This window comes from Ruegeria arenilitoris (assembly GCF_013032445.1).
In the GTDB taxonomy this organism is placed as follows: Bacteria; Pseudomonadota; Alphaproteobacteria; order Rhodobacterales; family Rhodobacteraceae; genus Ruegeria; species Ruegeria arenilitoris_F.
Genome location: NZ_WQCA01000001.1, coordinates 217450 through 231297, shown reverse-complemented (window position 1 = coordinate 231297; position 13848 = coordinate 217450). Strand labels below are relative to the sequence as shown.

The window sequence follows — 13848 nt, the reverse complement described above, 5'->3', positions numbered from 1 at the left end:
CTGTGAGAGAATATAACTTGTGTGCTGCCCTTGGGCAGCACATTTTCGTTACCGAGCAACCCAAATGGTTTGCATCCACAAAATTGCGGAGATTGTTATGAAATCCACCCTTCTTGCTGCTGCACTGGCCGTTTCGGCGACCTCGGCGTTTGCAAGCGCCGAGAAATACACTCTGGACCCCAGCCACAGCCAGGTGGTCTTCAGCTATAACCACCTTGGTTTCTCGACCACAACCGGTATGTTCTCGGGCTTTGAAGGCGAAATTATGTTCGACCAGGAAGACCCCGCCGCATCCAGCGTTTCCGTTTCGATGCCCGTCATCGAGATGTTCACCGGCTGGAAGCCGCGCGAAGATCACTTCATGACCGAGGATTTCTTTGGTGTGGCCGAAGGCGACATGATCACGTTTACTTCGACCGGTATCGAGGTCACCGGCGAGGGCACCGCCAACATCACCGGCGATCTAACCATGAACGGTGTGACGAAATCAGTGGTTCTGGACGCCAAGCTCAATCAAGTTGCGGACCACCCGATGGCGAATAAACCCTGGGCGGGTTTCGATGCGACCACCACCTTGGTACGCAGCGAATTCAACCTAGGCCAATTCGCACCATTCGTCAGTGACGAAGTCGAAGTCCGGATTTCGGTCGAGGCGCAGAAAGCTGAATAAGTCAGCTTCGATCCTTTGGAAAGAAGCCGCCGGGGTGTTGCCCCGGCGGTTTTTTTAGCTCTGTCGCTCGGCCGTCAAATTGACTGAGACAACGACCCCAAATCCTAGTGATTCCTCAGTCGGCTGAGAGGTGCCAACGCTGAAATCCAGTCGGTTCAGTTCCAGTTCGCCGGTCATTGCGGCGGTGTTCTCCTGCAGGTCGAGGGTAAACGGCAGCACGACGTCCACCGATTTGTCGCGGATAGTCAGTGGGCCTCGCGCTTCATACCCGGTGTCTGTCTTGAAGATGTCGGCTTTGAACTGGGCGGTTGGGAACTGGGCGCTGTCAAAGAAATCGGCGGCCATGGCTTGATCCGTTACGGTGCCCAGACTTAGTGATGCGATGGCAATCGTCACGTCTACCGTTCCAGCCAGCCCCGGCTCTGCCGGGTCTTCAAAGGCGATTGCGGCGGTCCAGTCTGCGAATTGGCCGGTCACCGGGCTGCCCAACTGGGTGATTGTGATGGACAAGTCACCTTCCTGCACCTGCCAGTCCGACTGCACATCAGTCAGTTCGGCGGTGTCGGTCGCCGCGGCGGAGTGGTCTGAGAAGATGCCGATAGACCAGCCGCCAATCAATACCGCCCCCCAAACCGCCAGTGCCGCGACAGCAGGGATCAGTGAATGATGCTGAGCAGGGGGCTCGGGCGCGTCCGAATGGCCGGGCAACATGCGGCGCAGGGTGCTGTCCTTGTCGACCACATGGTGCTTGAGCGCCCCGGCAATGTGCAGGATCAGGGACCCGGCCAGAACCCAGATAAACAGCCAGTGCAGGCCGGCAGTCACCTCAGAGACAAAGGGTGACTTGGGCACGAAGGGCAGGTTTTGCCCAAATGGCCACAGGATCGGCGCGAACCCTTCCGAGGCAGCGTGATGCAACCAGCCGCTCAGCGGCACCAGAACCAGCGAGGCATAGAGCATCCAGTGAACGGTTTCGGCGGCGAAGGCTTCGGGTTTGTTCTCAGCGTTCAGTAACCCCGGCTTGGTCTGCGTCACCGCCCACAGAATGCGGGCAAGGGCGACAAAGAATACAGTGATACCCACGGTCTTGTGCAGCGAGAACAGGCGGGTCGCCCGGGCGATATCGTCCTCGGTGGTCGGGATCGAGGGGTCATAGATCGCGTGGGCCAGATCATTGGCGATCCATCCCAGCGGCAGCGCCGTGAAGATCAGCAGGGCGGTCAGCCAGTGGAACGTCTTTGTCACGCTGCCGTAGCTGGAAAATGTGTTGGTCGAGGGCATTGGTTGCTCCGGGGTGAGATGACTGGGCTCAACCTAAAGCCATGGGATCAGGACTCAATAGCGGGATGCGCACATCAAAAGTGCCACAGTGCAGAGGTCAGGCAATGCTTGTGCCGCGTTCGCACTCGGTTTACACCCGCCCGCAACCTAACGTCATCCAAGAGGTCGCAATGACACGCGCATTCGTTTTTCCGGGGCAGGGTGCCCAAACCATCGGGATGGGCAAGGCTCTGGCCGAGGCTTACCCGGCTGCTCAGGCTGTATTCGATGAGGTCGACGAGGCGCTGGGCGAAAAGCTGAGCAGCCTGATCTGGGAAGGTGACATCGCGGACCTGACGCTGACACAGAACGCGCAGCCGGCGCTGATGGCAACCTCGATCGCTGCGATGCGCGCACTGGAGGCCGAGGGCGTTTCGGTGACAGATGCTGCCTTCGTCGCTGGTCACTCGCTGGGCGAATGTTCGGCTTTGGCCGCTGCTGGTGCTTTGTCGGTTGCAGATACGGCTCGTCTGCTGCGCACCCGCGGTCAGGCGATGCAAAGCGCCGTTCCGGTGGGTGAAGGCGCAATGGCTGCAATTCTCGGCCTTGATCTGGATGCTGTCCGCGCTGTGGCCGAAGAGGCTGCGCAAGGTGAGGTTTGTCAGGCCGCAAATGACAATGACCCGACGCAGGTTGTGGTTTCGGGTGCCAAGGCCGCCGTTGAACGCGCGGCTGAAATCGCCAAGGAAAAAGGCGCAAAGCGCGCGGTGATGCTGCCGGTGAGTGCCCCGTTCCATTGTGCGCTGATGCAGCCTGCAGCCGATGTGATGGCCGAAGCGCTGGCCGTGGTCGAAATCAAGGCACCTGCCGTACCGCTGGTGGCCAATGTCCGCGCCGAAGCGGTTACCGACCCGGACCTGATCCGTCAGTTGCTGGTTGAGCAGGTCACCGGATCGGTCCGCTGGCGTGAAAGCGTTCAGTACATGGCAGCGCAGGGCGTGACCGAGACATGGGAGATCGGCGCCGGCAAGGCGCTGTCGGGTATGATCCGCAAGATCAACCGTGACATCGCAGGCAAGGCCGTTGGGACGCCGGACGACGTGCAAAAGGTCACTCAGGCCGAATCATAAGTTGAAAACGTCCTGTTAGGACGCACCAAGAGGGAAACCGAATGTTTGATTTGACAGGTAAGAATGCGCTGATCACCGGCGCTTCGGGTGGTATCGGGGGCGATATCGCGCGTGCTCTGCACGCAGCGGGGGCCACTGTCGGGCTGTCTGGTACACGGGTCGAGCCTCTGCAGGCGCTGGCGGAAGAGCTGGGTGAGCGTGCCCATGTTCTTCCCTGCAACCTGAGTGATCCCGAAGCCGTTGCGGCGCTGCCGAAACAGGCGGCGGATGCGATGGGATCGGTCGACATTCTGGTCAACAACGCGGGCATCACGCGGGACAACCTGTTCATGCGCATGTCGGATGATGAATGGCAGAGCGTGATCGACGTGAACCTGACCGCCACTGCCAAGCTGTGCAAAGGCGTTCTGCGTGGCATGATGAAGGCGCGCTGGGGCCGGATCATCAACATCTCTTCCGTGGTAGGCGCGACCGGTAACCCCGGTCAGGTCAACTATGCCGCGTCTAAGGCGGGTATGGTTGGTATGACCAAGTCGCTGGCCTACGAGGTTGCAAGCCGCGGAATCACTGCTAACGCGGTGGCTCCGGGGTTCATCACCACTGCGATGACCGACAAGCTGACTGACGATCAGAAATCCGGTATCTTGACGCAGGTCCCAGCCGGTCGTATGGGCGAGCCGTCGGAAATTGCTGCGGCAGTTCTGTACCTTGCCAGCCCCGAAGCGGGTTATGTCACAGGAACGACCTTGCATGTGAACGGTGGCATGGCCATGTTGTGATCGCAGGCGAGGCGGGCGCGAAAGCGTTTGCCTCGGGCGTTGTCTGTGCTATAGGCGGCGCATGTATGCAGGGGTCGACCAAACGGTCGGCCTTCTACTTTCCCGGTAATTCGGGGACCCAAACCGCCCGAACCGGGCAAATCAAAGCCAGCCTGAGCGGGCAAGGGCTGAACCGGGCTTTACGCCCTGAAATGGAATGAGGAATAGACATGAGCGACGTCGCAGATCGCGTTAAAAAGATCGTTGTTGAGCACCTGGGTGTTGAAGAAGACAAAGTAGCCGAGAACGCTTCGTTCATCGACGATCTGGGCGCAGACAGCTTGGATACCGTTGAACTGGTTATGGCCTTCGAAGAAGAGTTCGGCATCGAGATCCCGGATGACGCAGCCGAAACCATCCAGACTTTTGGCGACGCCGTCAAATTCATCTCCGAAGCATCCTGATCGCTTCGAAATCCTTAAAAAACGGCGCTTCCGGGCAACGGAGGCGCCGTTTTTTTGTGCGTTGTGGATTTCGGGCTTGTCAGGATATGGCTTCGTTCGCAACGATCGCCTTTGAGGCACAATAATCCAGAGCGGGCAGGGCATGATGCGATCCACCCCGACAATAAACACATCGCGCCTGATGCTTTGCGGCATGCGGCCGGAGGATTTCAACCGGTTCGCCGAGATTTGGCGTAACCCCTGTATCGTGCGCCATATCGGTGGCAAGCCACGATCGCGCGGTGAGGCGTGGGACTCGTTTCTGCGCAACGCCGGGCATTGGCAGATGGCCGGATTTGGGCAATGGGCCGTACTGCAGCAATCGAATCGGGCAATGATCGGTCAGGCCGGGTTTTTCTATGGCAATCGAGCGCTGGGCGAAGATTTTGACAGCTTCCCTGAAGCGGGATGGATTTTGGTGCCAGAGGCTCAGGGGCAGGGGCTGGGTTTTGAGGCCGCTCAGGCGGCCCACGACTGGTTTGATCGCATCATGCCGGGGCCGTTGGTTGCAATGGTAAATTCGGCGAATTCAGTCTCGCAGAAACTAGCCGAAAAGCTGGGTTATTCCGTGATGCGAGAATGCGAATACAATGGCACTCCGGTCGTATTGCTGCGGCGGAACGGGCCACCTGCACGCAGGTAGTCTCAATTTGGGTGTGATGCCGCAAAATGTCCTCAGTTTGCCGAAACTGGTAATATTCGCGTTTGTTCCGGTCTGTATGATACTGTGAATTGCAATGCGATTGAGCGGAGGAGCGTGCTCATGAGGATTTATCCCACTATGGAACTGCAGAACGGCCGGTGTGTGACACTGGAAAAAGGCCGTCTGGATGAAGCTATGATTTGGCATGTGGACCCCGTTGAAACAGCGCGCGGCTGGTCGGCCGCTGGTGCGGAGTGGATGCAACTGACCGACTTCGACGCGATCGAAGGACGAGATACCAACGTCAAACTGGTTGAAGAGATCATTCGCTCGTCTGAAATGTCGGTGCAATTGGCTGGTGGTATGCGTACTCGCGAACAAGTCGAGCACTGGATCGACAAAGGCGCAGGGCGTATTGTCATCGGTACGTTGGCTGCATGGGATCCGATCTTGGTCAAGGAACTCGCTAAGCTTTATCCGGATCAGATCGTTCTGGCTGTGGATGTCTGGCAAGGGCAGGTGATGACCGAAGGTTGGCGCAGCCAAAGCGCTTTCACCCCGGAAGCTTATATCGAGGCGTTCGCCGATACACCGTTTGCCGCCATTTTGGTGACGGATATCGACAGCGACATGGAAGATGTTGAGGCGCAGTTGGGCCTGATTTCCGGTTTGGCAGAAAAGTCCCGTACGCCGGTCATCGCCAGTGGTGTGGTGCGGACTTCGGATGATATTTCGCGTTTGGCATATATCCCGAATATTTCGGGCGCGATTGTTGGCCGCGCGCTGTTCCGTAAGTCGATCGATCTGGCCGACGCGCTGGAAGTGGCGCAAGCCGCACATGAACCGGTCGCGCAGTTCCAGTAACTGACGGACAAATCGTAAGCCGTCTGTTGCCCTTCTGGGCAACGGGCGGTTTTTTCAATTCTGAGCCGTTCTTGTGATCGCAAGCAGAGTATCTTTTCGGTTTTGGCAGGATGCTGCCGGAAAGGAATATGCCGTTGCTCTTGCCCCCGGCCCCCGGGCCGGGGTATGAGCGGTTCTCAAACAGGAAGCAGGCAAGAGGCATTTCATGCGCAGAGTCGTTGTAACCGGTCTGGGATTGGTCACTCCTTTGGCCAGCGGGGTCGAGGAAACTTGGTCACGGCTGCTGGACGGAGAATCCGGTGCGGGTCCGATCACTCAGTTCGACGCTGAGGCAAGCGGGGTCACCACGACCTATGCCTGCGAAGTGCCGCGCGGAGACGGGACAAACGGAACGTTCAACCCCGACGACTGGATGCCGCCGAAAGAGCAGCGCAAGATCGAAGACTTTATTCTGTTTTCGATCGCCGCAGCTGAGATGGCCTGCAAGGACGCCGATTGGTTGCCCGAGGACGAAGAGGCGCGCCTGCGCACGGGCGTTCTAATCGGGTCCGGTATTGGTGGGCTTGGGTCCATCGCGAACACGGCCAACCTGATCCGCGACAAGGGCCCGCGCCGCGTGTCGCCGTTCTTTATTCCCGGAGCACTGATCAACCTGGCCTCTGGTCAGGTGTCGATCCGCCATGGGTTTAAAGGGCCGAACCACTCGGTCGTGACGGCTTGTTCGACCGGTGCGCATGCGATTGGTGACGCCAGCCGCATCATCCGCGCAGGTGATGCGGACGTGATGGTTGCAGGCGGCGGTGAGGGCTGTATCTGCGAAATCGGCATTGCGGGCTTTAACGCGTGCAAGGCGCTGTCGACCAAGTATGCCGACGATCCCAAGAAGGCGAGCCGCCCCTATGATGTCGACCGCGACGGGTTCGTCATGGGCGAAGGCGCGGGCATCGTCGTTCTGGAAGAATACGAGCACGCCAAGGCGCGCGGCGCGGAGATTTATGCCGAGGTTTTGGGCTATGGCATGTCCGGCGACGCTTATCACATCACCGCGCCGTCCGAGGATGGCGATGGGGCCGAACGTTCGATGAAAGCCGCGCTGCGCAGCGCCGGGCTGGAGCCGAAGGATCTGGACTACATCAACGCGCATGGCACTTCGACCATGGCGGACACGATCGAACTGGGTGCTGTGGAACGTCTTCTGGGCGACCACGCAGCAAACGCGACTATGACCTCAACCAAGTCGGCCACCGGTCACCTGCTGGGTGCGGCTGGCGCAATTGAGGCAATCTTCTCGATCCTGGCGATCCGCGATCAGGTTGCTCCGCCAACGATTAACCTGGACAACCCGGCGGTTGAAACGCCGATTGATCTGGCACCCAACGCCAAACGCGAGCGTGAGATCAACGTGGCCCTGTCGAATTCGTTCGGCTTTGGCGGCACCAACGCGAGCGTGATCTTCGGAAAGGTCAGCTAAATGTGGCGGGCTTTGGCATCGAACGCGCTGACCATCCTGGTGGTCAGCCTGTTCCTGATCGGCGGTTTGATCCTTTGGGGGCAGTCGCAATACAAGTCCGAGGGCCCGCTGCAAACCGCTATGTGCCTGCAGGTCAAAAGCGGATCTAACATGACTCGCGTTAGCCAGCAGCTTGAGGATGAGGGCGCTATAAGCAGCGCCATGATCTTCCGGATGGGTGCGGATTACACCGACAAGGCCCAGCAACTGAAAGCAGGCAGCTTTCTGGTGCGTGAAGGTGCGTCGATGGAGCAGATCATCGACGAGATCACAAGCAGCGGCGCCAGCACCTGCGGGTCTGAGATCGAATATCGCATCGGCGTCACGCGGGTTCAGACCCGAGTACGCGAACTGGACCCGGCCACGTTGGACTTTGTCGAAATCGCCAGTTTCGAGGCTGGTGAGGAAGAAGCCCCTGCCGCATACACTGAAAAGCGTCAGGATTCCGACACCCGCTATCGCGTTTCGGTTGCTGAGGGTGTGACCTCATGGCAGGTGGTTGAGGCGCTGAAGGGTATCGACGCGCTGACTGGTGAGGTGTCCGAGATACCGGCCGAGGGTTTGCTAGCCCCCGACAGTTATGAGCTAGCCTCGGGCGATGACCGGGCTGCTTTGCTGCAGGACATGCAAGCGAAGCAACAGTTGCGGATCAACGCGGTCTGGGAAAACCGGCAGGATGATTTGCCGATCAGCAGCCCCGAAGAGATGTTGATCCTCGCCTCAATCATCGAGAAAGAAACCGGTGTTCCGCATGAGCGTGGCCAGGTGGCCAGCGTCTTTGTGAACCGGCTTGAAAAGGGCATGAAGCTGCAGACGGACCCGACGGTGATTTATGGTGTCACCAAAGGTCAGGGCGTGCTGGGTCGTGGCTTGCGGCGGAGTGAGCTTCGTCGGGCAACGCCATGGAATACTTACGTAATCGATGGTCTGCCGCCGACGCCGATTGCCAATCCGGGGCTTGCAAGCCTCGAGGCTGCTGTGGCGCCGGAAGAGACTGACTATGTCTTCTTTGTTGCGGATGGTACAGGCGGGCACGCCTTTGCCGAAACTCTGGACGAGCACAACCGCAACGTTGCTAAATGGCGAGAGATCGAAGCCGAGCGAAACAGCTCGAGCAACTAAGAAAAAGGCCGCGTTGACAAACGCGGCCTTTTCTTTGTTATGCGGCAGGGCGTCGGCGTGGACGGCGACGTTTGGACGGCGCGGGTTTTGACGCCTCATTTGCCCCGTGCGGTCTACGGCCCCGGAAGCCGCCACGCTTGCGCGGTTTCTTGGGTTCGGCGAACTCGGGCATGGTGCCGCTGGCGACCGGAATTTCGATCTTCATCAGCTTTTGAATCTGGCGCAACTGGTCCAGTTCATCCGGTGCGCAAAAAGCGATGCCTTCGCCCTCGCGTCCGGCGCGGGCGGTGCGACCGATGCGGTGGACGTAGTTGTCAGGCACCTCGGGCAGGTCATAGTTGATCACGTAAGCGACGCCGGGAATATCAATCCCACGCGCGGCAACGTCGGTGGCGACCAGAACGTTGATCTCTCCGGCGCGGAACGCCTTGATCGCGCGGTCGCGCTGACCTTGGCTTTTGTTGCCATGGATCGAGGCGGCGTTGAACCCATCCGCCACAAGGCCTTTCATCAGTTTCTCAGCCCCGTGCTTGGTGCGGGCAAAGACCAGCGTCAGAGCATCCATGTCTTCTGACAGAACTTGGCGAAGCTTCCGCGGTTTTTCAGTCCGGTCGAGGAAGTGAACCGACTGTGTGATCTTGTCTGCGGCCTTGCCCGGGGGTGAAACCTGCACCCTCTGAGGGTTGGTCAGATAGGACTGGCTTAGTTCTTCCATCAGTTTCGGCATCGTCGCCGAAAACAGCATGGTCTGGCGCGGTGTGCCCAATGCCGGTTCGATTTTGCGCAGGGCGTGGATAAAGCCCATGTCTAGCATCTGGTCGGCCTCGTCCAGCACCAGATGGCGGACCGTGCTAAGGTCAACGGCGCCACGTTCCATCAGGTCGATCAGGCGACCGGGCGTGGCGACCAGAATGTCGGTGCCGCGCGACAAGAACGAGATCTGTTTGCCGATGGATTGCCCGCCGACCACGGTGGCCACGCGCAGCTTCGTCTTTTTGGTCAGGTTGCGCAGGCTTTCGGCGATCTGGTTCACCAACTCGCGGGTGGGCGCAAGGATTAGGGCCTTAACCGATTTGGGGGTAGGTTTGCCGGGTTGCGCTAAAAGATGGTCAATCAGCGGCAGGCCGAATGCCAGCGTTTTGCCCGTGCCGGTCTGGGCCAAACCAAGGATGTCGTGGCCCTGCAGGGCCAGCGGGATCGCCTGGTTCTGGATCGGCGTGGGTTGGGTAAAGTTCGCGCGTTGCAGCGCGTCATTCAGGGCCGGGGCAAGGCCCAGCATGTCGAAGTCGAACAAGTATCATTCCTTTTTGATCCGAAACGGTTTTCCGCACCGGACAAGAGCAAAAGGCCACGCTAACAGCGTAACCGGCAGGGTTTCCGCGAAGCCTCGGGGCATACAGGCGAGTCCTGTACGTCCGGCCATCGCATCAAGAACCCTGCGTGAAGGGGAACTAGGAGATGTGTCGTGCGCTGTGGGGGCCGTTACGGCCAGATGCTCACGCGTCAGCGCTTGGTCTGCGGCACATGCGGCCTGCGCGCAGATTTGTCAAGCTTTGATGTGGGCCTCCGATGCGGTCGAGACGGGATAAGATCGCATCCCCGACTTTACCTGATCCCAGGGCAATTGTGTTCAATGCGTTAAAAGTTCCTGCAGCGGTGCATTCAACTTTGACGGCGAAGACACGCACATTCTCCATTCGAAAGGGAGGCTCACCGCCTCATCGTCAGCCTTTCCCGATACGCTAATCCCATCAAAGGAACGCAATGAATAGGGCGTGCCCCCCGGTTTTCGTACCTAGAACAGCGGCCTTACGGGCTGGCAATCCAAACGGTTTGCGTGGGGGCGTTCAAGCTTTCTTAACCCGGTGCGTTCTTTGGGTGTTGCGCCCCTGTTGCGCAAATCATTGACTTTGCGCGCTCATTCTCGTATAAGTTGTGTCATGCTAGAAGAAGTGGGCAACGGCCCCGGGGAAACCCGGTGGCCGTTTTTCGTTTCTCTCGTGCGGAAAAACTCACGCATGAGGTCACAGGCAAACATGACTTTGATTACCCCGGAAGAGCGGATGTTGCAGACGGCAGAACTTTTGCAGTCGCTTGAGACGTCCATTCGCGGTTTGCGCCAGGCAGCGGAAGAACTGCGCAGGCAAATCGGAACCGGGGAGGATGCAGACCTGGCTGGAACAGCCAAGCAACTCGGTCAGTTAGAGGGGCTGATCCGAAGTTGTCAGAAAGTGGAGACAAGCTTTGTCGAACAACATCACAGACAAGCCGGAATTGCCCAAGGGGGATATGCGCTCGACCTTGAGCGCGCTCGATTTGAAATCGGGTGCAGGTTGGCTCGCCTCCGCCGATGCTGCGGTTCGGGACAGATTTCTGAGTGAGATCGGGGAGGGGGGGCTATGCGCCCTCCCTTTCCTGTTCGAGTTCTGGGCGCTGCCGCATCAATTGCCGCCTGAGGGCGACTGGCGGTCCTGGGTGATCATGGGCGGGCGCGGTGCCGGTAAGACGCGCGCGGGGGCCGAATGGGTGCGGTCGATGGTCGAAGGGTCGAAACCGTTGGATCGCGGAGAGGCCAGTCGGGTGGCGCTGGTCGGTGAGACTTTCGATCAGGTGCGCGATGTGATGATCTTTGGCGACAGCGGGATATTGCACTGTTCGCCACCGGACCGGCGGCCTCAGTGGAAGGCTTCGGAACGCAAGCTGATCTGGCCCAACGGGGCCGAGGCGCAGGCGTTCTCGGCGCATGATCCCGAGGGGTTGAGGGGGCCTCAGTTCGATGCCGCTTGGATGGACGAACTGGGTTGTGCGGCCATCGATAAAGGGACTAACCAGCCGAACAAGTTCTTGGATCCCAAATCCTCGGAATCCCGCCTGCCAAAGTACTCAAACGGGCTGCGTGACGATTTCATGCAGGCGCAATACCTAAAGGCGATGCTGGGCTATTGGTCCGATCCGAAGACAAACCCGATATCGGAAGAGTATGGTGGTCGAATGGTGGACATGGCAAACGCCTATGTCTGGGCCTGGGATGCACGCCCGTTTCCCACTTTTCCAAACCTGCGCAGCCAATGGAGCGATGGCGTCAATTACCCTCGTGGCCATTGGCTAAATGGGCGGTCAGGGTCGCGCACTCTAGCCTCGGTTGTTACGGAAATCTGCCACGGGTCAGGGGTAACGCATATCGATGTGTCGCGCCTCTATGGCGTTGTGCGGGGATACGCGATTGAGGATGTGACCACTGCCCGCGCCGCGTTGCAGCCGCTGATGCTGCGCTATGGTTTCGACGCAATTGAACGCGACGGTGTTTTGCTGTTCCAGATGCGCGATGGCCGCAGAGCGATTGAGTTGGATAGTGATCTGCTGGCCGATAGCTCTGACATCGAAGGTCGGGTCGAGCACCGAAGAGAGGCCGAGGCCGAGTTGACTGGCCGCGTACGGTTGAGGTTTGTGCAGTCGGATGCTGACCATGATTTTGTGTCAGAAGAGGCCGTCCTGCCGGATACCCGGACGCATTCGGTTTCGGTGAATGAGGTACCTCTGTCGATGACACGGGCCGAGGGTCGCCAGACCGCTGAACGCTGGTTAAGCGAAGCGCGCGTATCGCGTGAGACGGCCCGATTTGCGCTGCCGCCGTCGATGCTGCAAATCGGTGCGGGGGACGTTGTCACTTTGGCCAAAGACGGGCAGGGTGCGCGGTATCGTATCGACCGCTTAGAACAGGCAGATCTGCAACTGGCCGAAGCGGTGCGGATCGAACCCGGTGTATACGCTCCTTCCGATTTGCCTGATGATGAGGTGACTGCGAAGCCCTTAATCGCGCCGGTTCCTGTCCTGCCCTTGTTCATGGATTTGCCGCTGATCACCGGGTCGGAAGCACCACATGCCCCCTATCTGGCCGCCTCGGCAAATCCCTGGCCCGGCAGCGTTGCCTTGTATTCGGCGGCGAGTGACGAGGACTATGCGCTGCAGGAGGTTACTTCGGGGCAGGCAGTTATCGGTTTCACTGAAACGCCACTCTGGCGGGCAAGTGCCGGTATCTGGGACGAAGGTGCGCCGTTACGGGTAAACTTGGTCGACGGGCTGTTGGAATCCCGCCCGCGTGAGGCGCTGTTGAACGGTGCCAACCTCGCGGCTATTGGTGACGGGACACCGGGAAACTGGGAGGTATTCCAGTTCGCCGACGCCACGCTGCAGGAAACCGGGATTTATACCTTGTCCGAGCGTTTGCGTGGCCAATTGGGGACAGACGCAGCGATGCCGGATGTTTGGCCCGATGGGTCAATGTTCGTCCTGCTGGATCAACGGGTTTACCAAACAAGCCTGCTGCGGTCCGAGCGGCGAGTGTCCAAACATTATCGCATCGGCCCGGCGACACGAGGTTATGACGATCCGTCCTTCGTCCACCTTGTTGAGGCCTTCGACGGCAACGGATTGCGCCCCTACGCGCCCGTGCATCTCAGGGCTGTTTCAGATGGCACAGGCGACCAGGTGACATGGATACGCCGCACCCGGCTGGATGGGGATGATTGGGCTGGTCTGGACGTGCCGCTGGCGGAGGAAAGCGAATCCTACCTTGTTCAAATTCGCGTCAACGGCACGTTGGTCCGGGAACAGGTTGTGAGCGAGCCGAACTGGTTCTATTCGACCGCGGCGCAAGCGGCGGATGGGGTAAGCGGTGCCTATGAAGTCAGGGTGGCTCAGGTCTCAGCCAGCTATGGGCCGGGCCTGCCTACCAGCCTGAAAGTTGGGTAAGTCGCGACATGCGTCCTGTCTTGCATGGAGATGTCAGCGCTGCGGCACGAGCCTTGCTGGCCGCGTCGCCGGTGGACCGCAATCGCCTCTGCACCCGTATGATCCACGAAGCGGAACTGGCCGACAAACATGTTGGCCAGACCGGGCGGCTTCATCCATTGTTCGGCAACGGCTCGTTGATGGCAGCGGCCCGCAACAGACAGCTGGCGGATGAGCCGGGGTTTGACGACCCGCAATATTGTCAGTGTTTTGAGATGGTTCTGCGTCATCTGGTTCGGTTTCAGATCAACCGGACGCACAGCTGACACATTTGGTGGCGGCGAGGTCGAGGTTCAGCCGACCTTTGGGGATCTCGTCGCCGCAATCCTCGCAATATCCGAATTCCCCGTCCTGAATGCGGATCAGCGCGGCCTGCAAGCGCCGTGTCTCGGTATCGCGATTGGCCTGCTGTGCCTTGGCCATAGCCTGATTCTGCAACGCGTCCATCCTGCTGAGACGACCAACGGCCTGCTGGTCCAACTCGACAACGGCCTGCGCATCTTTTTCCGAGGCCGAATGTTCTGCAATCTCGGCCAATCGCGCCTGAATCCTTGCGGCAAAGCCTGCCATTTCGGTTTCATTCATTTTCGTTACCCT

General features: G+C 59.2%; 13 protein-coding genes. 10 read left to right on the top strand and 3 right to left on the bottom strand.

The genetic code is table 11. The features are described 5' to 3' along the window. The first annotated feature begins 97 nt into the window (after positions 1–97). Positions 98–670, top strand: a complete 573-nt coding sequence (locus tag GOW98_RS01120; RefSeq protein WP_170329219.1) for a YceI family protein — start codon at positions 98–100, stop codon at positions 668–670. A gap of 54 nt (positions 671–724) precedes the next feature. Here the strand turns inward: GOW98_RS01120 and GOW98_RS01115 are convergent, their stop codons facing one another. After that, on the bottom strand, positions 725–1951 hold the full coding sequence (locus GOW98_RS01115) for a cytochrome b/b6 domain-containing protein (protein WP_170329218.1): 1227 nt from the start codon (positions 1949–1951) through the stop codon (positions 725–727). A 170-nt stretch (positions 1952–2121) separates the two neighbouring features. On the opposite strand from GOW98_RS01115, the gene fabD reads away from it, so the two are divergent. From fabD to mltG, 7 genes are all read left to right on the top strand, one after another. Then, the gene (fabD, locus tag GOW98_RS01110; protein WP_170329217.1) at positions 2122–3060 is read left to right on the top strand and encodes an ACP S-malonyltransferase; all 939 of its coding nucleotides are present in this window, start codon (positions 2122–2124) and stop codon (positions 3058–3060) included. Positions 3061–3101: 41 nt separating this feature from the next. Further along, entirely contained in the window at positions 3102–3839 is a 738-nt protein-coding gene (gene fabG / locus GOW98_RS01105) for a 3-oxoacyl-[acyl-carrier-protein] reductase (protein WP_170329216.1), read from the top strand. A 209-nt stretch (positions 3840–4048) separates the two neighbouring features. Beyond that, the gene (locus GOW98_RS01095) at positions 4049–4282 is read left to right on the top strand and encodes an acyl carrier protein (RefSeq protein WP_008756330.1); all 234 of its coding nucleotides are present in this window, start codon (positions 4049–4051) and stop codon (positions 4280–4282) included. 142 nt (positions 4283–4424) lie between these two features. Continuing rightward, positions 4425–4964 (top strand): GNAT family N-acetyltransferase, encoded by a 540-nt coding sequence (locus tag GOW98_RS01090; protein WP_170329214.1) that lies wholly within the window; start codon positions 4425–4427, stop codon positions 4962–4964. Positions 4965–5084: 120 nt separating this feature from the next. After that, positions 5085–5828 carry a HisA/HisF-related TIM barrel protein gene (locus GOW98_RS01085; protein ID WP_170329213.1) on the top strand — a complete coding sequence of 248 codons (744 nt, stop codon included), beginning with the start codon at positions 5085–5087 and terminating at the stop codon, positions 5826–5828. A 205-nt stretch (positions 5829–6033) separates the two neighbouring features. Then, the gene (gene fabF / locus GOW98_RS01080; RefSeq protein ID WP_170329212.1) at positions 6034–7299 is read left to right on the top strand and encodes a beta-ketoacyl-ACP synthase II; all 1266 of its coding nucleotides are present in this window, start codon (positions 6034–6036) and stop codon (positions 7297–7299) included. Next, entirely contained in the window at positions 7300–8460 is a 1161-nt protein-coding gene (gene mltG, locus GOW98_RS01075; protein ID WP_170329211.1) for an endolytic transglycosylase MltG, read from the top strand. Positions 8461–8497: 37 nt separating this feature from the next. On the opposite strand, the gene GOW98_RS01070 is transcribed toward mltG, so the two are convergent. Beyond that, positions 8498–9754 (bottom strand): DEAD/DEAH box helicase, encoded by a 1257-nt coding sequence (locus GOW98_RS01070; protein ID WP_170329210.1) that lies wholly within the window; start codon positions 9752–9754, stop codon positions 8498–8500. Between the two features lie 995 nt (positions 9755–10749). Here GOW98_RS01070 and GOW98_RS01065 point away from each other — a divergent pair. Then, positions 10750–13212 carry a baseplate megatron protein TIM-barrel domain-containing protein gene (locus tag GOW98_RS01065; protein WP_170329445.1) on the top strand — a complete coding sequence of 821 codons (2463 nt, stop codon included), beginning with the start codon at positions 10750–10752 and terminating at the stop codon, positions 13210–13212. A gap of 8 nt (positions 13213–13220) precedes the next feature. Beyond that, entirely contained in the window at positions 13221–13517 is a 297-nt protein-coding gene (locus tag GOW98_RS01060; protein WP_170329209.1) for a DUF7742 family protein, read from the top strand. Here GOW98_RS01060 and GOW98_RS01055 read toward each other — a convergent pair. Continuing rightward, on the bottom strand, positions 13498–13836 hold the full coding sequence (locus GOW98_RS01055; protein WP_170329208.1) for a TraR/DksA family transcriptional regulator: 339 nt from the start codon (positions 13834–13836) through the stop codon (positions 13498–13500). The two genes, GOW98_RS01060 and GOW98_RS01055, sit on opposite strands and share 20 nt — an antisense overlap. Positions 13837–13848: the final 12 nt, after the last annotated feature.

Coding starts and splice junctions, on each gene's coding strand:
- GOW98_RS01060 (WP_170329209.1), top strand. CDS start 13,221: ATGCGTCCTGTCTTGCATGGAGATGTCAGCGCTGCGGCACGAGCCTTG.
- GOW98_RS01085 (WP_170329213.1), top strand. CDS start 5,085: ATGAGGATTTATCCCACTATGGAACTGCAGAACGGCCGGTGTGTGACA.
- GOW98_RS01055 (WP_170329208.1), bottom strand. CDS start 13,836: ATGAATGAAACCGAAATGGCAGGCTTTGCCGCAAGGATTCAGGCGCGA.
- GOW98_RS01090 (WP_170329214.1), top strand. CDS start 4,425: ATGATGCGATCCACCCCGACAATAAACACATCGCGCCTGATGCTTTGC.
- GOW98_RS01095 (WP_008756330.1), top strand. CDS start 4,049: ATGAGCGACGTCGCAGATCGCGTTAAAAAGATCGTTGTTGAGCACCTG.
- fabD (WP_170329217.1), top strand. CDS start 2,122: ATGACACGCGCATTCGTTTTTCCGGGGCAGGGTGCCCAAACCATCGGG.
- GOW98_RS01120 (WP_170329219.1), top strand. CDS start 98: ATGAAATCCACCCTTCTTGCTGCTGCACTGGCCGTTTCGGCGACCTCG.
- fabF (WP_170329212.1), top strand. CDS start 6,034: ATGCGCAGAGTCGTTGTAACCGGTCTGGGATTGGTCACTCCTTTGGCC.
- GOW98_RS01065 (WP_170329445.1), top strand. CDS start 10,750: ATGCGCTCGACCTTGAGCGCGCTCGATTTGAAATCGGGTGCAGGTTGG.
- GOW98_RS01115 (WP_170329218.1), bottom strand. CDS start 1,951: ATGCCCTCGACCAACACATTTTCCAGCTACGGCAGCGTGACAAAGACG.
- fabG (WP_170329216.1), top strand. CDS start 3,102: ATGTTTGATTTGACAGGTAAGAATGCGCTGATCACCGGCGCTTCGGGT.
- mltG (WP_170329211.1), top strand. CDS start 7,300: ATGTGGCGGGCTTTGGCATCGAACGCGCTGACCATCCTGGTGGTCAGC.